The sequence below is a fragment of the Campylobacter coli LMG 9860 genome (assembly GCF_000254135.1).
In the GTDB taxonomy this organism is placed as follows: domain Bacteria; phylum Campylobacterota; class Campylobacteria; order Campylobacterales; family Campylobacteraceae; genus Campylobacter_D; species Campylobacter_D coli.
Genome location: NZ_AINS01000009.1, coordinates 54,390 through 71,318, shown reverse-complemented (window position 1 = coordinate 71,318; position 16,929 = coordinate 54,390). Strand labels below are relative to the sequence as shown.

Below are 16,929 nucleotides of genomic sequence, written 5' to 3'. Positions count from 1 at the left end.
TGTAAATTTCATTAAAAATACTATTAATAATTAAAGATAAATAATTTCTATAAAAAATTAAAAGCTGAATTTAGCTAAAAATTTTTGAAATTCTACTTATAATGAAAGATATTTTATCTATACAAATGAAAAACAGGAGTATAAATTACAAATAGAAGTAATTTTAAATACAAAAGAAAAATTTTTGAGTATAATAAAACTAAAAAGGTTCAAATATGAAGAAAAAATCTTATAAATTTCACCCCAATGATACAAAATTAGATAAAAAAATAGTTGAGATCACAGAAAAATCAGGCTTTAAAATCGCAGTATTTTCCATGGCGGCAATGACTATGCTAGGAAGCGTGGTAATCTCATCAGCACTGCCTGCAATCAATAGACATTTTGAAGATATTTTAATCCAATCAGGTGCAAATATGCAAACAAATTTTACCCTAGCACATCTTGATATTTTAGTGCGTTTAGTATTAACCCTACCTGCTATTTTCGTTGTGATTTTATCTCCTTTTGCAGGAATTTTAATGGATAAACTGGGTAAATTAAAATTTGTTTTTCCTGCAATGATTGTTTGGACACTTGCTGGAGTAAGTGGTTTTTTCTTAAATAATATCTATGCCATACTCACTTCAAGAGCTATTTTTGGGATGGCAACGGCTTTTATAATGACGGGTGCTTCGGCTTTGCTGGGAGATTATTATAGTCGTGGTGGCTTTAACCGTAGAGAAAATGCCTTAAGTCTTCAAGGCTTTTTTTGTGCGGTAGGTGGTGCAGTGTTTATCTCTATAGCGGGCTTTGTTTCAAGTTATTCTTGGCGCTATCCTTTTTTGGTTTATGGGCTTGGAATTTTAATCACCCTCATAGCCATGATTTATCTTTTTGAGCCAAGAAAATTTAAATTTTACAATCATACAAAGATAGAAGAAAAAACTAATTACTGGAAATTTTTTCCTATTTATTTTATAGGATTTTTTATCATGGTGGTTTATTATATATCCCCTACACAACTTCCTTATTATATAGAAGAGCATCTAGGCTTAGATCCTAAATTTATAGGGATTTCAATGTCAATTTCTGCACTTTGTTATGGTATTTTTTCTCTAAGTTACAAATATATCATGCGTTTTTTAAGTATTAAAATGATTTATATTGCTACTTTATTCATTGTGGGCTGTTCTTTTTTGATACTCTTTTTGATTGATGATTTTATCGCTGTTTTATTTGCTTTAGCCTTGCTTGGAATGGGTGGAGGTATCATGCTTGTAAATAACACTGCTTATCTTTTTTCAATCTGTCCTGAAAATGCACGAGCTAGAGCTTATGGAATTTTAGCTAGTTGTATATTTTTAGGGCAATTCTTAAGCCCGATTATCTCTCAGCCTATAGTAAGACAATTAGGACTTGTTGATGCGTTTTTAATATGGGCTATTTTAAATTTTATAGTTTGTATTGTATTTTTATTTTTAAAACAAAGATGAAAAATCGCTTTTTATAGAAAGTATAAAACACAAGGAGATATCTCCTCCTTGTGTTAAAAGTTTATAAACCTATTGCATTTAAGGTTTGGTATTTATTCATATAAATTTGAGCTTCAATTTTTCTCATTGTATCCAATGCAACTTGAACTACAATCAATACAGAAGTACCTCCAAAATTAAAAGGTACACCCATGAATTTAACCAAAACCCAAGGCAAGGTTGCTACAAGTCCTAAATAAATAGAACCCGATAAAGTAAGACGAGAAGCTACTTCATTAAGATAATTTGCTGTCCCTTCGCCTGGACGAATTCCAGGGATAAAACCCCCTTGTTTTTTAAGATTTTCCGCTATATCCTTAGCATTAAATACTATAGAAGCATAAAAATACGCAAAGAAAATCACAAACAAGAAAGTCAAAACATGAAATAAATAACCATTTGGATTCAAAAAGTCATTGATAGCTTGCAAATACGGATTTGTACTTGTTTGCAAAATAGTCGTAGGAAACATTAAAATAGCGCTAGCAAAAATCGGCGGAATAACTCCACTTAAATTGATTTTAATTGGAATATAGTTCATAATACGCTTATTTTGATTTTGCATTACTACTTTACGCGAGTACGAAATAGGAATTCTTCTTTCTCCAAGCTCTACATATATAATCACGCCAATAGTGATTAAAATCAAAGCAAGGATAACAAAAGCGGTTAAGAAATTCATTTCGCCTGAATTTATCTGTCCTACTGTACCCGAAATAGCCCTTGGAATTCCTGAAACAATACCTGCAAAAATAATCAAAGAAATACCATTTCCTATACCTCTTTGTGTGATTTGTTCACCTATCCACATCAAAAGCATAGTTCCTGCGAGCATAGAAATTGCACAAAGCGCAATAAACATATTTAAATTTTCTATCATTATAGCGCCTGCTCCACCTCTTCCATGTAAACTTTGAAGTCCTATAGCCACACCGATACTTTGAACTAAAGTGATTACTATAGTTGCATAACGGATAATTTGCATATATTTTTGCATACCATCGCGTTCTTTTTTCATTTTACCGATATTTGGGAAAGTAGCTGCTAAAAGCTCCATGATAATCGAAGCAGTAATATAAGGCATAATACCTAAAGAAATGATAGAAAAGCGTTCTGCTGCCCCACCACTAAAAACATTAAATAAACCCAAAGCATTGTTTTGATTATTGTTAAAAAATTCCGCAATCACATCAGCATTGACGCCAGGAACTGGCACATAAGCCAGAACCCTATAAGCAAACAAGAAAGCTAAGGTGATTAAAATCTTATTCGTCAATGCCTTATTCATTATTTTGATCCGGTGACGCTGATATTCTCGTCTTTAATTTTTGATGCTAAGTCTTTTGCACTTGCACCGATTAATTTAATTTTAGTAACAGACTTTGAAATTTTATGAACGCTTTTGATGCTTTCAATTGTAATTTCATTAAGCTCTTTTACGGCTGTGATTTTTTCAACATTAATCACATAAGGTTTTGCGATTTTAGAAGTAAAACCAACTTTTGGTAATCTTCTTTGAAGAGGTTGCTGACCTCCTTCAAAACCTCTTTTTTCATTATAACCCTTTCTAGCGGTTTGACCTTTGCCCCCTTTAGTGGCGGTTTTACCCATTCCACTTCCTTGGCCACGGCCTATTCTTTTGGTTTTATGCGTTGATCCCGCTGCTTTTGTCAAATTCATCTTCTTATCCTTTTAGCATTGTTAAAGCTTTGATTGTAGCACGAACCACGTTAGCTGAGTTATTTGAACCTAAAGACTTAGTTAAGATATCTTTAATACCCGCAAGCTCTACGATAGGACGAGTAGAACCACCCGCGATAACTCCCGTACCTTCGCTAGCTGGTTTAAGTAAAATTCTACTTGCGTTGTATTTTACTTCAACATCGTGAGCAATAGTTGATCCTTTAGTTTTTACTTCAACGATATTTTTAAATGCATCATCAACTGCTTTGCGAATAGCATCAGGAACTTCTTTAGCCTTGCCATAACCAACACCTACTAAACCTTTGCGGTTTCCAACAATAACTAAAGCAGTAAATCTAAATCTTCTACCACCTTTAACAACCTTAGTAACTCTGCCGATATCGACGATTACTTCTTCAAATTCTTCTCTATTATATTTTTCCATCGATTTACCCCTTATAGCCTAATACCATTTTCTCTTAAAGATTCAGCTAATGCTGCAATTACTCCGTGATATACATAACCATTTCTATCAAACACAGCTTGTTCTATTTGCTTAGCTTTTAAAACTTTAGCAAATTCAGTAGCGATTTTTTTAGCACCTTCTTTGTTTGCTTTAACGCCAAGTTTGCGTCCATCTACTGCTGCTAAAGTTACAGCTTTAACATCATCAATCGCTTGGATATAAAGAGTTCTATTTGATTTAAAAACAGAAATTCTTGGGAAGTTTTCACATCCTGAAATTTTTGCTCTAATTCTTTTTTTTCTTTTAATTCTTAAAGTTAGTTTTCTTTTTAGTACATTTGCTCTCATTGCCTATCCTTACTTTTTAGATGTCTTACCAGCTTTGCGGATAATGCGTTCATCAGAATACTTAACGCCTTTTCCTTTATATGGCTCAGGTGGTCTAAATTCACGAATTTGAGCAGCAACTTGTCCTACTACTTGTTTATCACTTCCTTTAATGATAACATTGTTTTTATCCACAGTGATTTCAATTCCTTCTGGAATATCATAGTTGATAGGATGTGAAAAACCAAGGCTTAATTCTAAAACTTTACCTTTTAAAGCAGCTTTATAACCCACTCCGTTGATTTCAAGAGTTTTTGAAAAACCTTGAGTTAAGCCTACAACGATATTGTAAGCTAAAGCTCTATAAGTTCCCCAATATGCTCTACTTTGTCTATCTTCACCTTTAGGAGAGAAAAGAATGTTATTATCTTTAATCTCAACATTTACATTTGCTTTTGTATCAAGCTCTTTTGCTAAATTTCCTTTTTTAAATTTAAGCAAATTTCCTTCTAGTTTAACCTCTACTCCACTAGGGATAGCGATTGGTTGTTTACCTATACGAGACATATTTTTCCTTTTTATTTGTCTAGGATATTTCTACTTTTTTAAAAGAATGGATACCCAATGCCATAAAAAGCAGATTTTTACCAAATGGTACATAAAATTTCGCCGCCAACACCTGCTTTATAAGCTTCATCATTTGCTAAAACGCCACGACTTGTGCTAACTACGATAGTACCATAACCGTTTTTAAATCTTTTAATTTCTTCTTTACCCTTATAAACACGACGACCTGGTTTAGAAACTCTTTTAAGTTCGTTAATAACGCTTTTACCTTTTTCATCGTATTTTAAAACTACATTGATAAATTTCTTTTTATCTTCTTCGATAACATTAAAACTTTCAATATACCCTTTAGCTTGGAAAATTCCAACTAAAGCTTCAACAACTTTAGAATGCAAAAGCTTGGTTGTTTCAAGCTTTCTCATTCCGGCATTGCGAATTCTTGTTAGTGAATCTGAAATTATATCATTTATCATTTTATTTCCTTACCAGCTTGCTTTTTTAAGACCTGGAATCAAGCCTTCATTACCCATTTTTCTTAGGCAAACTCTACAAATTCCAAAATCTCTATAAACCGAATGCGGACGCCCACAAATTTGGCATCTTGTATAGCCTCTTACTTTGAATTTAGGTTTGCGTGCCGCTTTTGCAATCATTGATTTTTTAGCCATCTTACTTTCCTTTTGTAAATGGCACACCGATAAGTTCTAACAACTTTTGTGCCTCTTTATCGTTTTGTGCTGTTGTAACTATAGAAATGTTCATACCATGAGTTCTTAAAATTTTATCATACTCAACTTCTGGGAACATCAACTGCTCATCAAGACCGAAATTGTAATTTCCTCTTCCATCAAAACCATCTCTACTTAAACCTCTAAAGTCTTTCACTCTTGGTAAAGCAATAGAAATTAATTTATCAAGAAAAGCAAACATATTTTCTTTTCTTAAAGTTACCATTACACCTACAGGAAAACCTTCACGCACTTTAAATCCTGCAACTGATTTTTTAGCTTTAGTAATCACAGCCTTTTGTCCTGCTATCAAAGAAATAGTATCTGCAACATTTTGCAATACTTTTTGATCTTTAGCCAACTCACCAGCACCTACGCTGATAACTACTTTTTCGATCACAGGGATAAGCATAGGATTTTTAATATCAAATTCTTTAACCAATGCAGGTTTAATGCTTTGATTATATTTTTCTTTTAATCTCATCATCGCTTACTCCTGAACTTTTGCCACATTGGAAATATCCATTGGCATTTCTTTATTGATAAAACCACCATTTGGGTTTTTCTCACTCGGCTTAATAGCTTTTTTAGCGATTTTACATCCTTCAACTACCACTTTAAGTGTTTTTGGATATACCGCTAAAACTTTACCTGTTTTACCTTTATCATCGCCTGTGATAACCTTAACGCTATCACCTTTTTTGATTTTTAATTTAACCGCCATTATAATACCTCCGGTGCTAGTGAAACGATTTTCATAAAGCCACCATATCTAACTTCTCTGCCCACTGGCCCAAAGATACGAGTTCCGATAGGCTCTCTTTTGTTGTCAAGAATAACCGCAGCATTTTCATCAAAACGAATCAAAGAACCATTATCTCTATGAATTTCTTTTTTAGTTCTAACGATAACCGCTTTTACCACTTGACCTTTTTTAACTTTTCCATTTGGTAAAGCTTTTTTAACAGATGCAACGATTACATCACCTACGGTAGCGTATCTTCTTTTGCTACCCCCTAAAACCTTGATACACATTAATTCTTTTGCACCGCTATTATCAGCAACTGCAAGTCTTGTAAAACTTTGAATCATTACTCAACTCCTGTAGCTAATACAGATTTTAAGCGAAATGATTTTCTTTTAGAAAGTGGTCTACATTCAACCGCCACAACGGTATCTCCCACTTTAGCTTCATTTCTCTCATCATGAATTAGATATTTTTTAAAGCGTTTAACAATTTTTCTATATCTTGGATGAACCACTTTTCTTTCAACCAAAATACTCGCTGTTTTCTCACCTGCGATTTTCACAACAACGCCTTGTATTTCTCTTTTAAATGCCATTTTTTATCCTTATTTTAAAGCGTTAATTGCTGTATTGATTCTAGCAATGTCTTTTTTTACTTGGCTAATCTCTTTTGGATTAGTAAGTTGCATTGTTTTTAGCTTTTGTTTTAAAGTGAATAAAAGCACCTTTTTTTCTTTTAGCATTGTTGCAAGCTCAGCTGCTGTTTTATCTTTAATCTCAGTATATTTCATTTTGGCTCTCTCTTGTAACAAACTTAGTTTTAAATGGAAGTTTATGCATAGCTAAAGTCAATGCTTCTCTTGCCATTTCTTCGCTTACTCCTGCCATTTCATAAATGATACGACCTGGCTTGATATTCATTACCCATTCCTCAACAGCACCTTTACCTTTACCCATACGAGTTTCTAAAGGTTTTTTTGTCAAAGGCTTATCTGGGAAAACTCTAATCCAAGTTTTTCCTTGTCTTTTAACAAAACGAGTTAAAGCGATACGCGCTGCTTCGATTTGGCGTGAGTTAATGCGTCCTGCTTCAGTTGCTTTTAATGCAAATTCACCAAAAGTAAATTCTGTTCCACGATTAGCATAACCTCTGTTACGCCCTTTCATCATTTTGCGATATTTAGTTCTTTTTGGCATTAACATGATTATTTACCCCTTCTTGTGCGTCTTGGCTTTTTAGCTGGAGCACTTTCTTCTGTTTTTTCAGTTTGTAAGCCTTTTTGCAATACTTCACCTTTAAAGATCCAAACTTTAACACCTATGTTTCCATAAGTAGTTCTAGCTTCTGCAAAACCGTAATCGATTTTTGCTCTTAAAGTATGAAGTGGCACACGACCTTCAAGATACCATTCAGTTCTTGCCATTTCAGCACCGCCTAAACGACCAGAAACTGAAACTTTAATCCCTTTAGCACCTGCTTTTTGTGCGCCTTGAATTACTTTTTTCATTGCTCTTCTAAAAGCGATTCTTTTTTCAAGTTGAGTTGCAACGCTTTCAGCAGCAAGTTGAGCTGAAGCACCCGCTTTTCTTTCTTCTTTGATGTTGATATTTACATCTTTACCGATTAAATCTTGCAATTCTTTTCTTAAATTATCAACATCGCTACCTTTTTTACCAATGATAATACCTGGTCTTGCAGCTACAACAGTTACGCGAAGCTTTTTAGCAGTTCTTTCTACTAAAATTTGGCTGATTCCCGCATAATAAAGTTTTCTTTTTAAGAAAGCTCTGATTTTGTAATCTTCACCGATATTTTCCACTAAATTTGCTTTAGTTGGAAACCATCTTGATTCCCAGTTTCTATTAATTCCTAGTCTTAGACCGATTGGATTTACTTTTTGTCCCATTAGCTTTCCTTTTCTGCCGTTACTTTTTTAGTACTTGTTTTTTTAACAGGAGTTTTTTTAGCTACTGCTTTTTTTGCTTCAGTTTTAACTTCCGCTTTCGCTACTTCTACTAAGATATGTGAAGTAGGTTTTCTAATACGGCTTGCACTTCCTCTAGCACGCGGTCTAAATCTTTTTAATACAGCACCAGCATCTACACGACAACTTTTTACCACTACTTCGTTCGCTTCAAAACCGCCGTTTGCTACTGCACTTGAAATTGCATTAGCTATATATTTAGCACCCTTGTTTGGCATAAATTTTAAACTAGCCATAGCTAATTCTGCATTCATCCCCTGAACTTCTCTAGCAATCAATCTTGCTTTAGTTGGAGATAATCTTATGAATTTAATTAATGCTTTACTCATATCTTATCCCTTACTTACCAATTTTCTTTTGCACAGAACCTTTATGGCCTTTAAATGTGCGTGTTGGAGCAAATTCGCCAAGTTTATAACCGATATGATTTTCAGTGATATAAACGGGAATAAAACTTTTGCCATTATGAACATTGAAAGTTAAACCTATCATATCAGGAATGATAGTACTTCTTCTAGACCAAGTTTTAATGGGTTTATTATCATTAGCCTTTTTAGCAGCGATGACTTTTTTCATTACATGATCATCAACAAAAGGACCTTTTTTTAGTGATCTAGCCATCTTACTTTCCTTTTCTTCTTGAAATTATTAGCTTATCGCTAGCTTTTTTACGACGAGTTTTCGCACCTTTGGTTGGTTTACCCCATGGAGTTACTGGATGACGACCTGAATTTTTCTTACCTTCACCCCCACCGTGCGGGTGATCTACTGGGTTCATTGCAGAACCACGAGTTTGTGGACGAATACCTCTGTGGCGATTTCTACCTGCTTTACCGATAGTCACATTTGCCCATTCTTCGTTACCTACTTCGCCTATACTTGCCATACATTCAGCTAGAACTTGTCTCATTTCACCGCTTGCAAGTCTTAAGATAACATATTTTTCTTCTTTACCCATTAATTGAGCATAAGCTCCTGCTGAGCGGATCATTTGACCACCTTTGCCTGGCTTTAACTCAACATTATGAACAATAGTACCCACAGGAATGTTTTTAAGTTTCATTGCATTACCTGGTTTAATATCAAGTCCGCTTTCAGCAGCTGCAACGATATCACCAACGCTTAATCCACGTGGTTGAAGAATATATCTTTTTTCCCCATCTTTATAAGCAATCAAAGCAATTCTACAATTTCTGTATGGATCATACTCGATCGCTTCTACTTTACCTTCTATACCGAATTTACGACGTTTAAAATCAATAATTCTGTAAAGTTTTTTAGCACCCGCTTCTTTATGACGACTTGTAATTCTTCCATAGCTGTTACGACCTGCGTGTGCTGGAAGTTTAACAAGTAGTGAGCGTACACTTGGTTTAGCTGTAATATCTTCAGAACTTAAACCTGTAATATATCTTCTACTTGGAGTATATGGTTTATAAGTTTTAATTGCCATTTTAAGCCTCCGCATTTTCTAAGCTAACACCTTCAGGTAGCTTAACATAGAATTTTTTATAATCGTTTCTTTGACCTAAACGACCTCTAAAACGCTTAACTTTTCCATCCATTCTTAAAGAATTGATGCTTTTTGGAGTTACACCAAAATACTCTTTTAAAACCGCTTTTAAGCCTGTTTTAGTCATTTTTGGCGAAGTTTGAATAACTACGACACCTTGCTCTTGCAAATTCAAACTTTTTTCTGTGTAAAGTATAGTCTTTATATCAGTAATATCTGCCATAATTATCCCTCTTTTGTAATAGATTCTAACGCTGATTTTTCCATAATAACAGCATTAAATACAGATACTAAATAAGCATTTACTTCAGTTACATCAACTACATAGCAATTTGCTAAATTTCTGTAAGCTAAAAGTGTTTTTTCATCTAGTAAATCTTTAACGATTAAAGCATCTTTGACGCCAAGTTTTTTAATCACAGCGTTTGCATCTTTTGTTTTACCACTTTCAATAGCCAAAGAATCAGCAGTAAATAACACACCTTTAGCTGCTTTATCTGCTAAAGCTCTTTCAAGCGCCAATCTTTTTTGTTTTTTATTTACTTTTTGGAAGTAGTTTCTTTCATTTGTTGGACCAAAAGCAACCGCACCGCCTACCCAAACGTTAGTTCTTGTTGAACCCGCTCTAGCACCGCCACGACCTTTTTGTCTCCAAGGTTTTTTACCACCACCACTTACATCACTTCTACCTTTAGTATGAGCTGTATTTGCTCTTAAACTTGCAAGGTAAGATTTTACATACAAGTAAAGATTGTGTGAATTTACTTCCGCATATTTTGAAGGTAAATCAAGTTCACCTGCTTTTTCTAATTTATCATTTAAAACAACTACTTTACTCATTTTGCAATCCTTATTTTACCCATAGCACCATTATAACCTGGTACTGCACCTTTAACTACTAAAATTTTGTTTTCAGCATCATAAGATACAACTTCGTTTTTAACGGTCACTTTAGTATTTCCATAGTGTCCTGCCATTTTCATACCTGGTTGAACACGACCTGGCCATTCTCTATTGCCAATAGATCCGTGGCGTCTGTGAAATCTAGAACCGTGACTTGCTGGACCCCCTGCGAAGTTATGTCTTTTCATAACACCGCTATAACCTCTACCTTTAGTGTTAAAGCTTACTTTTAAAATTTTTGCTTCATTTAATGGAGTTTCATCTAAATCTCCTGCTTCAGTATTTGCTACTTCTAAAGTCGCAAATCTATTGTATTCTGCAGAAAGATTATACTTTTTTTGTTGTCCTGCGACACATTTATTACTTGCTTTACCTTTTGGATATGCTACTAAAGCCTTTCCGCCTTCAACTTCACATACTTTTGCATTTACAACTCTTAGTAAAGTTACAGCGATACTTGGATTAGTAATTGTTCTGCTCATTCCGATTTTTTCTACAATATATTCCATATCTTATCCTTACTTACCCATAGCTCTTACTTCAACGCTTACTTCTGGCGCTAAATCAAGCTTAGTTAAAGAATCAACTGTATCTGGAGTCGCTGCTACTATATCTAGCATACGTGCGTGAATTCTTATTTCAAACTGCTCACGAGAATCTTTGTTAATGTGTGGAGATTTTAAAACTGTATAGCGTTTGATTTTAGTAGGCATTGGTATCGGACCTCTGATATCCGCACCTGTTCTTTTAACAGCTTCTACGATTGCTGCAACTGTTCTGTCTAGTACTCGATGGTCATAAGCTTTTAGCTTAAGCCTAATTCTTTCCATAATATTTCCTTTAAAAAGAACTCGTTAGTTAAAAACTAACCAATTTATAAAAATTGAAATGAGAGTATATAAAATCTTGTTTTCAAAGTCAAGGAATTTGATGAAATTTTTCTATTATTTTCCTTTTAAAAAGGATAAAAATAGAATTTTTAGAATTTAAAAATTATCATTATTTTTTAAATTTTTGTATATAATGGTCAATATCTTATTTCATTAAATTTTAAAAAATCTCTTAATTTTTCATATTCGCCATTTTCTAAATAACGATATTTTCCCGCCTTCAACATACCAAGATCTAAAGCCCCAAAAGCAACACGCTTAAGATCCATGACTTCAAGATCAAAATATCCAAAAAAGCGTCTAAGCTCTCTATTTTTACCTTCATTTATAACCACTCTAAGCTTAGTATAGCCTCCACTTGATCCAAAAATTTCAAAGTCTATAAAAGGAGCAAAACTCATAGAGGTAATTTTAGTTTTTGCATGTGCGCCTTTTTTTTCATTTTTAATCTCAAGTCCATTTTGCATGGCTTCGATGACTTGTTTGCTCACCGTGCCTTTAACTTTAAGGTAGTATTCTCTTTCTAAATCGCTATGCATTAAAGCATCGGCAATCACAGGAGAATCTGTAAGCAAAAGTAAGCCTTCACTTGCATAATCCAGCCTACCTACGCTAAGCCAAGTACTAAATTGTCTTGGCAAGGTATCATATATAGTTTTTCTTCCACGATCGTCTTTTTTACTGACAATTTCACCTTTTTGTTTATGGTAGATTATCACGCTAAATTGCGTTCTTTTTTGTACTCTTTTACCTTTAACAAAAACTTTATCATCAAATTTAACTTCATCGCTTAAAAGGGCAATTTTGTTGTTTATTTTTACTAAGCCTTGTTTGATAAGTTCATCGGCTTCACGGCGTGAATAGCGGGTGTTATGGGATATAAATTTATTAATTCTCATTTGATCTTCCTTAAAAAGGGCGTTTTTGCCCTTTTTTACATTACAAAAATAGTTGGAACTATGGTTGGGTATTTTTTAATCTTTCTAAAGATGTGTTTTCTTAAAACTTGGCGGATTTGATTTTCTAAAAATCTTGGATCATTGAGTACTTCATCTTTAACATTGATGAAAAATTGTCCTAAAACTTCAGCCATATCTTTGCTAAAAGCATGATCGTGTTTGTCAGCTACTAGCCCATAGCTAAATACTCTTGGTTTGTTGATCAGTGTTTTTGTAGCTTTGTCAATTTGTGCGATAATAACTACTATACCACTATCTGCAAGTTTTTGACGATCTATAACTACATCATCGGCGATTTGTTTATTGATTTGATTATCTACAAAAACTTTACCTGTTTTTACGGTTTTTATGCGTTTAACATATTTTTGACAAAGCTCTACTTGATCGCCATCGCTCATGAGATAAATATTTTTTTCAGGAATTCCACATTTTATAGCTGTTTCTTTGTGTTTATTGATATGATTGTATTCTCCATGTACTGGCAAGAAGAATTTAGGCTTAACTAGAGTAAGCATTAATTTTTGCTCTTCTATACTTGCATGCCCGCTTACATGAATTTCGCTAAATTCCTGATACGCTACTTTAGCACCCGCTTTTAAAAGATAATCAAGCACCGCTGAAACACTCGCTTCATTGCCTGGGATAGCTTTAGCTGAAATGATGATTTGATCGCTTGGCTTTATTTTTATAAATTTATGCTCATCTGTTGCCATTCTATAAAGCGCACTCATAGTTTCACCTTGACTTCCTGTGGTTACGATAAGCACTTCATTGTCTTTATACTTGCTAACCTCATCTGCATCAATAAAAATTTTTCTATCGAGCTTAATATAACCTAATTCCATAGTGGTATAAAGATTTCTCTCCATAGAACGACCGATAACACAAACTTTTCTGCCGTATTTTAAACCATAAGTAATAGCTTGATAAACACGGTGGATGTTTGAGCTAAAAGTACTCATGATCACCCTACCCTTAGTGCGTGCAAAAATTTGATCAAAAGTCGGTCCTACAGAACTTTCACTTTTAGTATAGCCTTCTTTGTACGAATTTGTACTATCGCTTAAAAGACATAAAACCCCTTCTTCTCCATAATGTGCCAAACGTCCTAAGTCTGTTGGATAGCCATCCATTGGAGTTTGATCAATTTTAAAATCACCTGTGTGGATAATCGTTCCTGCTTTTGTTTTGATCGCAAGTGCTGAAGCATCAATGATAGAATGCGTGATGTGGATCCACTCTATATCAAATTCGCCTATCTCATAAACACGGCGTTTTTCTACAGGGCGAAACCATTTGCGTTCTGCTTTTAAGCCATGTTCTTCAAATTTGTTTGAAATCATTCCTAAAGCCAAAGGTGTAGCGTAGATAGGAAATTGGAATTCTTTAAAGAAATAAGGCACTGCACCGATATGATCTTCGTGTGCATGAGTGATCACTATACCACGAATTTTATCTTTAATTTTTCTTACATAGTCAAAATCAGGGATAATAATATCTACCCCATGCATAGTTCCATCAGGAAAACTCATACCTATATCTACTATAATTGCATCTTTATTGGTTTCAAAAACACTGATATTTCCACCGATTTCCCCTAAGCCACCTAGTGGAGTGATGCGAATTTTATGCTCGCTAGAATTATTGTATTTTAAAGGATGTAAGCGATTTTCATGTGAAACACGATTTGCCTCTATACACTCAGCAAGCGCGATTTGCCAATCTTCATTTCCAGTAAGTTTAGAAGGGAGATTGCGATTTCTTTTTTTCTTTTTCTCACTTGGTTTTTCTACATTTTCACCCTCTAAAGGTTGAGTATTTGTAGAATTTTTCTTGGTATTTATCTTTTCGTTGTTAGAAAATTCATGAGTTGAATTTTGAGAATTTTCACTGATAGAATCGGCTAATTTTTTTCTACGATTTCTGTATTTATAGCGCTTGTTGTTTTTTGAATTTGAGTTAGGATTGTTTGTATTTTCACTATTTCCTTTGTTGTTTTCGTTCATATTCTTCCTTTACTTTTTCGTAAATTTTAAGGTATGAATCGACGCAAAGTTCATGTGGGCGTAAATTTAAATTGAGTTTTAACTCTTGAAAAAGCTCTGTTAATTTAGCTTTATGAATTTTTAAATTCCCTAATAATTGTTTTCTTGGCGCTTTAAAACAATCTTTCAAAAAAGCTTTAAAAGCATGAATTTCACAGAGATCCTGATAAGCTCTGAATTTAATCATTTTCATCACTGCTGATACTACTTTTGGCGGTGGATTAAAACATTCAGGCTCTACATCAAACAGTATTTCTCGTTCACAAATCATAGCACTTAAAACTCCAAGAGCTGAAAAATCACTTTCTCCACTATGAGCACAGAATTTCAATGCCATTTCTTTTTGAACCATTACTATCAAACCTGAGCAATTTTTATCCTCTAAGGCTTGCAAAATCAAATGACTTGCGACATAGTAAGGTAAATTAGCGACCAAAAAATACTTCTTTTCATCAAAACATGCGAGCTTACTTGCATCTTGATGAAGCAAATTTAATTTTCCACAATCAAGTTCTTTTTGAAATTTCTTACGCAAAATAGGTATAAGATCATCATCTATCTCATAAGCCTTTACATGAGAAACTTTTAAAAGCTCTTGCGTCAAATCACCTAAGCCAGGCCCAATCTCTACTATATTTTCAGTATCTTTGGGTATGGCTTGGATGATTTTTGATAAAATACTTTTATCGTTTAAAAAATTTTGTCCGTAATGTTTTTTTGCTTTCATCATAATAGTTTTTTATTTTAGCTAAAAATTCTTAATTTTAAGCCTTTTTAGCTAAAATTCTTGCTAAATTATTTTTAGGATATGTGAATGATAGTTTGTGCGGGTGGAAATGAAAATTTTTCTTTTGCCAAAACCATAGGTATAGGTTTGGTAGAATCAACCTTTCATTTAACACAACTTTGCTTAAAAGAAAAACCTTCAAAACTTATATTTATAGGAACATGTGGACTTTACGATAAAGGAGAAATTCTAGGAATTTATAAAAGTTCTCATGCTTGTAATATTGAATTTTCTTATATTTCTGATCAATTCTACACTCCTGCAAACATTGAAATCAAACTCAACAATCAAAATGTTTCTCGTGAAACAATCAAAGTCAATTCTTCTAATTATATTTGTCAAAATTCAAAAGCAGCAAAAGAATTTGCAAAACTAGGTTTTTTTGCTGAAAATATGGAAGCTTTTTCGATTTTAAGCGTGGCTAAAAATTTAGATATAGATGCAGAATGCATTTTATGTGCGACTAATTTTTGCAATGAAAATGCTCATGAAGATTTTATAAAAAATCATCAAAAGGCAAAAGAAAAACTAGAAGAATATTTAAAAATTAATCATTATATTTAGCAATCAAAGGAAAGCGATCTTGAAAGAACTCATTAATATCTTAGACTTTTTACCTGAAGAATTGGAAGAAAAAATCAAGCCTATGTTTCGCGTGAAACAAATTTATCAATGGATATATCAAAAATATGCAAATAATTTTTCCGATATGTCAAGTCTACCAAAAGATTTGCGTTTAGAACTTGCGCAAACTTACCATTTCTCTCCTCTTAAATGCGTTAAAAATGAACAAAGCAAAGATGGAAGTATCAAATATCTTTTTGAACTTATCGATGGCTTAAGGATAGAAAGTGTACTTTTGCCTATGAAAGAAGAACAATTTGACGAAGAGGGTAAAAGAATTTCACATACAAGATATACTATTTGCGTTTCTTCCCAAGTAGGCTGTAAAAGTGGCTGTAGTTTTTGCCTTACTGCCAAAGGAGGCTTAAAAAGAAATTTGAGCGCGGGAGAGATAGTCGGACAAATTTTATGGATCAAAAAACAAAACAATATCCCCTATGAGCGTCGTGTCAATATAGTCTATATGGGCATGGGAGAACCTCTTGACAATCTTAAAAATGTTTCCAAGGCAGTTAAAATTCTCTCTCAAAATGATGGACTTGCTATCAGCCCTCGGAGACAAACCATAAGCACAAGTGGTTTAGCAAAGCAAATCAAAGAGCTGGGTGAAATGAATTTAGGCGTCTTGCTTGCCATCTCCCTTCACGCGGTTAATGATGAACTCCGAACCGAACTCATGCCTATAAATAAAGCTTATAATATAGCTGCGATCATGGATGCTGTGCGTGCTTTTCCTATAGATCAAAGAAAAAGAGTAATGTTTGAGTATTTACTCATTGATGGCATTAACGATAAACTTGAACACGCAAAAGAACTGGTCAAGCTTTTAAATGGTATAAAAGCCAAAGTGAATTTGATACTTTTCAATCCTCACGAGGGTAGTATTTATCATCGTCCTAAGCTTGAAAATGCGATCAAATTTCAAGATTTATTAAGCACTAAAGGAGTAACTTGCACCATAAGAGAGAGCAAGGGACTTGATATTTCAGCAGCTTGTGGACAACTCAAAGAAAGGGCAAAAGAATTATGACAGCTTTGGATATTTTTCAAATCATTTTTATATTTGTCGTTGTGTTGATAGGTTTTGTGGGTATGATTTGGGTGATTTCTAAAGATAAAAGCAATCGCTAATTGAATAAATCTTTTATTGAAATTTTAAGATATTTAAATTTATAAATAAAACGATGTGCGC

27 protein-coding genes are annotated in these 16,929 nt (G+C 33.7%); 3 read left to right on the top strand and 24 right to left on the bottom strand.

Going from position 1 to position 16,929, the window contains the following annotated elements:
• Positions 1-215: 215 nt before the first annotated feature.
• Complete coding sequence (locus CCO88_RS01825) at positions 216-1,475, top strand: MFS transporter (RefSeq protein WP_002785536.1); 1,260 nt, start codon at positions 216-218, stop codon at positions 1,473-1,475.
• Between the two features lie 61 nt (positions 1,476-1,536).
• On the opposite strand, the gene secY is transcribed toward CCO88_RS01825, so the two are convergent.
• The 24 genes from secY to rsmA form a co-directional block, all read right to left on the bottom strand.
• A complete protein-coding gene (gene secY / locus CCO88_RS01820; RefSeq protein ID WP_002779426.1) occupies positions 1,537-2,802 on the bottom strand; it encodes a preprotein translocase subunit SecY in 1,266 nt (421 codons plus the stop codon).
• Positions 2,802-3,194, bottom strand: a complete 393-nt coding sequence (rplO, locus tag CCO88_RS01815) for a 50S ribosomal protein L15 (protein WP_002783551.1) — start codon at positions 3,192-3,194, stop codon at positions 2,802-2,804. The genes secY and rplO overlap by 1 nt, the downstream gene beginning before the upstream one ends.
• 4 nt (positions 3,195-3,198) lie before the next feature.
• Positions 3,199-3,642: a 30S ribosomal protein S5 gene (gene rpsE, locus CCO88_RS01810; protein ID WP_002779428.1), complete on the bottom strand. Its 444-nt coding sequence runs from the start codon at positions 3,640-3,642 to the stop codon at positions 3,199-3,201.
• An 11-nt stretch (positions 3,643-3,653) separates the two neighbouring features.
• A complete protein-coding gene (gene rplR, locus CCO88_RS01805; RefSeq protein ID WP_002779429.1) occupies positions 3,654-4,010 on the bottom strand; it encodes a 50S ribosomal protein L18 in 357 nt (118 codons plus the stop codon).
• A 9-nt stretch (positions 4,011-4,019) separates the two neighbouring features.
• Entirely contained in the window at positions 4,020-4,556 is a 537-nt protein-coding gene (rplF, locus tag CCO88_RS01800; protein WP_002779430.1) for a 50S ribosomal protein L6, read from the bottom strand.
• Between the two features lie 77 nt (positions 4,557-4,633).
• Complete coding sequence (gene rpsH / locus CCO88_RS01795; RefSeq protein ID WP_002779432.1) at positions 4,634-5,029, bottom strand: 30S ribosomal protein S8; 396 nt, start codon at positions 5,027-5,029, stop codon at positions 4,634-4,636.
• Positions 5,030-5,038: 9 nt separating this feature from the next.
• Positions 5,039-5,224, bottom strand: a complete 186-nt coding sequence (locus tag CCO88_RS01790; RefSeq protein ID WP_002779433.1) for a type Z 30S ribosomal protein S14 — start codon at positions 5,222-5,224, stop codon at positions 5,039-5,041.
• Between the two features lies 1 nt (position 5,225).
• Positions 5,226-5,771, bottom strand: coding sequence for a 50S ribosomal protein L5 (gene rplE / locus CCO88_RS01785; RefSeq protein ID WP_002785534.1), 546 nt, complete (start codon positions 5,769-5,771; stop codon positions 5,226-5,228).
• A gap of 3 nt (positions 5,772-5,774) precedes the next feature.
• Entirely contained in the window at positions 5,775-6,008 is a 234-nt protein-coding gene (rplX, locus tag CCO88_RS01780) for a 50S ribosomal protein L24 (RefSeq protein ID WP_002779437.1), read from the bottom strand.
• A complete protein-coding gene (rplN, locus tag CCO88_RS01775; protein ID WP_002779438.1) occupies positions 6,008-6,376 on the bottom strand; it encodes a 50S ribosomal protein L14 in 369 nt (122 codons plus the stop codon). Before rplN ends, rplX begins: the two co-directional genes overlap by 1 nt.
• Positions 6,376-6,627 carry a 30S ribosomal protein S17 gene (gene rpsQ / locus CCO88_RS01770; protein WP_002825503.1) on the bottom strand — a complete coding sequence of 84 codons (252 nt, stop codon included), beginning with the start codon at positions 6,625-6,627 and terminating at the stop codon, positions 6,376-6,378. Before rpsQ ends, rplN begins: the two co-directional genes overlap by 1 nt.
• 9 nt (positions 6,628-6,636) lie before the next feature.
• Complete coding sequence (gene rpmC, locus CCO88_RS01765; RefSeq protein ID WP_002785533.1) at positions 6,637-6,822, bottom strand: 50S ribosomal protein L29; 186 nt, start codon at positions 6,820-6,822, stop codon at positions 6,637-6,639.
• Positions 6,809-7,234, bottom strand: a complete 426-nt coding sequence (rplP, locus tag CCO88_RS01760) for a 50S ribosomal protein L16 (protein WP_002779441.1) — start codon at positions 7,232-7,234, stop codon at positions 6,809-6,811. The genes rpmC and rplP overlap by 14 nt, the downstream gene beginning before the upstream one ends.
• A gap of 2 nt (positions 7,235-7,236) precedes the next feature.
• On the bottom strand, positions 7,237-7,938 hold the full coding sequence (gene rpsC, locus CCO88_RS01755; RefSeq protein WP_002785532.1) for a 30S ribosomal protein S3: 702 nt from the start codon (positions 7,936-7,938) through the stop codon (positions 7,237-7,239).
• Entirely contained in the window at positions 7,938-8,345 is a 408-nt protein-coding gene (rplV, locus tag CCO88_RS01750; protein WP_002779996.1) for a 50S ribosomal protein L22, read from the bottom strand. The genes rpsC and rplV overlap by 1 nt, the downstream gene beginning before the upstream one ends.
• 10 nt (positions 8,346-8,355) lie before the next feature.
• Positions 8,356-8,637 (bottom strand): 30S ribosomal protein S19, encoded by a 282-nt coding sequence (rpsS, locus tag CCO88_RS01745; RefSeq protein WP_002779444.1) that lies wholly within the window; start codon positions 8,635-8,637, stop codon positions 8,356-8,358.
• Between the two features lies 1 nt (position 8,638).
• Positions 8,639-9,469, bottom strand: a complete 831-nt coding sequence (rplB, locus tag CCO88_RS01740) for a 50S ribosomal protein L2 (protein ID WP_002825501.1) — start codon at positions 9,467-9,469, stop codon at positions 8,639-8,641.
• Position 9,470: 1 nt separating this feature from the next.
• Positions 9,471-9,752: a 50S ribosomal protein L23 gene (locus tag CCO88_RS01735; RefSeq protein WP_002779446.1), complete on the bottom strand. Its 282-nt coding sequence runs from the start codon at positions 9,750-9,752 to the stop codon at positions 9,471-9,473.
• Between the two features lie 2 nt (positions 9,753-9,754).
• Positions 9,755-10,369 carry a 50S ribosomal protein L4 gene (rplD, locus tag CCO88_RS01730; protein ID WP_002785530.1) on the bottom strand — a complete coding sequence of 205 codons (615 nt, stop codon included), beginning with the start codon at positions 10,367-10,369 and terminating at the stop codon, positions 9,755-9,757.
• Positions 10,366-10,941, bottom strand: coding sequence for a 50S ribosomal protein L3 (rplC, locus tag CCO88_RS01725; protein WP_002779987.1), 576 nt, complete (start codon positions 10,939-10,941; stop codon positions 10,366-10,368). The genes rplD and rplC overlap by 4 nt, the downstream gene beginning before the upstream one ends.
• Before the next feature lie 9 nt (positions 10,942-10,950).
• Positions 10,951-11,262, bottom strand: a complete 312-nt coding sequence (gene rpsJ, locus CCO88_RS01720) for a 30S ribosomal protein S10 (RefSeq protein WP_002779353.1) — start codon at positions 11,260-11,262, stop codon at positions 10,951-10,953.
• 197 nt (positions 11,263-11,459) lie between these two features.
• Positions 11,460-12,221 (bottom strand): pseudouridine synthase, encoded by a 762-nt coding sequence (locus CCO88_RS01715; protein ID WP_002839174.1) that lies wholly within the window; start codon positions 12,219-12,221, stop codon positions 11,460-11,462.
• Between the two features lie 35 nt (positions 12,222-12,256).
• The gene (locus CCO88_RS01710) at positions 12,257-14,287 is read right to left on the bottom strand and encodes a ribonuclease J (protein WP_002839173.1); all 2,031 of its coding nucleotides are present in this window, start codon (positions 14,285-14,287) and stop codon (positions 12,257-12,259) included.
• Complete coding sequence (rsmA, locus tag CCO88_RS01705) at positions 14,262-15,056, bottom strand: 16S rRNA (adenine(1518)-N(6)/adenine(1519)-N(6))-dimethyltransferase RsmA (protein ID WP_002783542.1); 795 nt, start codon at positions 15,054-15,056, stop codon at positions 14,262-14,264. Before rsmA ends, CCO88_RS01710 begins: the two co-directional genes overlap by 26 nt.
• Before the next feature lie 84 nt (positions 15,057-15,140).
• On the opposite strand from rsmA, the gene CCO88_RS01700 reads away from it, so the two are divergent.
• Entirely contained in the window at positions 15,141-15,677 is a 537-nt protein-coding gene (locus CCO88_RS01700; RefSeq protein ID WP_002779357.1) for a purine-nucleoside phosphorylase, read from the top strand.
• A 19-nt stretch (positions 15,678-15,696) separates the two neighbouring features.
• Positions 15,697-16,767, top strand: a complete 1,071-nt coding sequence (rlmN, locus tag CCO88_RS01695) for a dual-specificity RNA methyltransferase RlmN (RefSeq protein WP_002839171.1) — start codon at positions 15,697-15,699, stop codon at positions 16,765-16,767.
• The last annotated feature ends 162 nt before the right edge of the window (positions 16,768-16,929 follow it).

What these genes read in the sequence shown, in the direction of transcription:
- CCO88_RS01825 (WP_002785536.1), top strand. Translation starts at nt 216, where the DNA reads ATGAAGAAAAAATCTTATAAATTTCACCCCAATGATACAAAATTAGAT.
- secY (WP_002779426.1), bottom strand. Translation starts at nt 2,802, where the DNA reads ATGAATAAGGCATTGACGAATAAGATTTTAATCACCTTAGCTTTCTTG.
- rplO (WP_002783551.1), bottom strand. Translation starts at nt 3,194, where the DNA reads ATGAATTTGACAAAAGCAGCGGGATCAACGCATAAAACCAAAAGAATA.
- rpsE (WP_002779428.1), bottom strand. Translation starts at nt 3,642, where the DNA reads ATGGAAAAATATAATAGAGAAGAATTTGAAGAAGTAATCGTCGATATC.
- rplR (WP_002779429.1), bottom strand. Translation starts at nt 4,010, where the DNA reads ATGAGAGCAAATGTACTAAAAAGAAAACTAACTTTAAGAATTAAAAGA.
- rplF (WP_002779430.1), bottom strand. Translation starts at nt 4,556, where the DNA reads ATGTCTCGTATAGGTAAACAACCAATCGCTATCCCTAGTGGAGTAGAG.
- rpsH (WP_002779432.1), bottom strand. Translation starts at nt 5,029, where the DNA reads ATGATAAATGATATAATTTCAGATTCACTAACAAGAATTCGCAATGCC.
- CCO88_RS01790 (WP_002779433.1), bottom strand. Translation starts at nt 5,224, where the DNA reads ATGGCTAAAAAATCAATGATTGCAAAAGCGGCACGCAAACCTAAATTC.
- rplE (WP_002785534.1), bottom strand. Translation starts at nt 5,771, where the DNA reads ATGATGAGATTAAAAGAAAAATATAATCAAAGCATTAAACCTGCATTG.
- rplX (WP_002779437.1), bottom strand. Translation starts at nt 6,008, where the DNA reads ATGGCGGTTAAATTAAAAATCAAAAAAGGTGATAGCGTTAAGGTTATC.
- rplN (WP_002779438.1), bottom strand. Translation starts at nt 6,376, where the DNA reads ATGATTCAAAGTTTTACAAGACTTGCAGTTGCTGATAATAGCGGTGCA.
- rpsQ (WP_002825503.1), bottom strand. Translation starts at nt 6,627, where the DNA reads ATGGCATTTAAAAGAGAAATACAAGGCGTTGTTGTGAAAATCGCAGGT.
- rpmC (WP_002785533.1), bottom strand. Translation starts at nt 6,822, where the DNA reads ATGAAATATACTGAGATTAAAGATAAAACAGCAGCTGAGCTTGCAACA.
- rplP (WP_002779441.1), bottom strand. Translation starts at nt 7,234, where the DNA reads ATGTTAATGCCAAAAAGAACTAAATATCGCAAAATGATGAAAGGGCGT.
- rpsC (WP_002785532.1), bottom strand. Translation starts at nt 7,938, where the DNA reads ATGGGACAAAAAGTAAATCCAATCGGTCTAAGACTAGGAATTAATAGA.
- rplV (WP_002779996.1), bottom strand. Translation starts at nt 8,345, where the DNA reads ATGAGTAAAGCATTAATTAAATTCATAAGATTATCTCCAACTAAAGCA.
- rpsS (WP_002779444.1), bottom strand. Translation starts at nt 8,637, where the DNA reads ATGGCTAGATCACTAAAAAAAGGTCCTTTTGTTGATGATCATGTAATG.
- rplB (WP_002825501.1), bottom strand. Translation starts at nt 9,469, where the DNA reads ATGGCAATTAAAACTTATAAACCATATACTCCAAGTAGAAGATATATT.
- CCO88_RS01735 (WP_002779446.1), bottom strand. Translation starts at nt 9,752, where the DNA reads ATGGCAGATATTACTGATATAAAGACTATACTTTACACAGAAAAAAGT.
- rplD (WP_002785530.1), bottom strand. Translation starts at nt 10,369, where the DNA reads ATGAGTAAAGTAGTTGTTTTAAATGATAAATTAGAAAAAGCAGGTGAA.
- rplC (WP_002779987.1), bottom strand. Translation starts at nt 10,941, where the DNA reads ATGGAATATATTGTAGAAAAAATCGGAATGAGCAGAACAATTACTAAT.
- rpsJ (WP_002779353.1), bottom strand. Translation starts at nt 11,262, where the DNA reads ATGGAAAGAATTAGGCTTAAGCTAAAAGCTTATGACCATCGAGTACTA.
- CCO88_RS01715 (WP_002839174.1), bottom strand. Translation starts at nt 12,221, where the DNA reads ATGAGAATTAATAAATTTATATCCCATAACACCCGCTATTCACGCCGT.
- CCO88_RS01710 (WP_002839173.1), bottom strand. Translation starts at nt 14,287, where the DNA reads ATGAACGAAAACAACAAAGGAAATAGTGAAAATACAAACAATCCTAAC.
- rsmA (WP_002783542.1), bottom strand. Translation starts at nt 15,056, where the DNA reads ATGATGAAAGCAAAAAAACATTACGGACAAAATTTTTTAAACGATAAA.
- CCO88_RS01700 (WP_002779357.1), top strand. Translation starts at nt 15,141, where the DNA reads ATGATAGTTTGTGCGGGTGGAAATGAAAATTTTTCTTTTGCCAAAACC.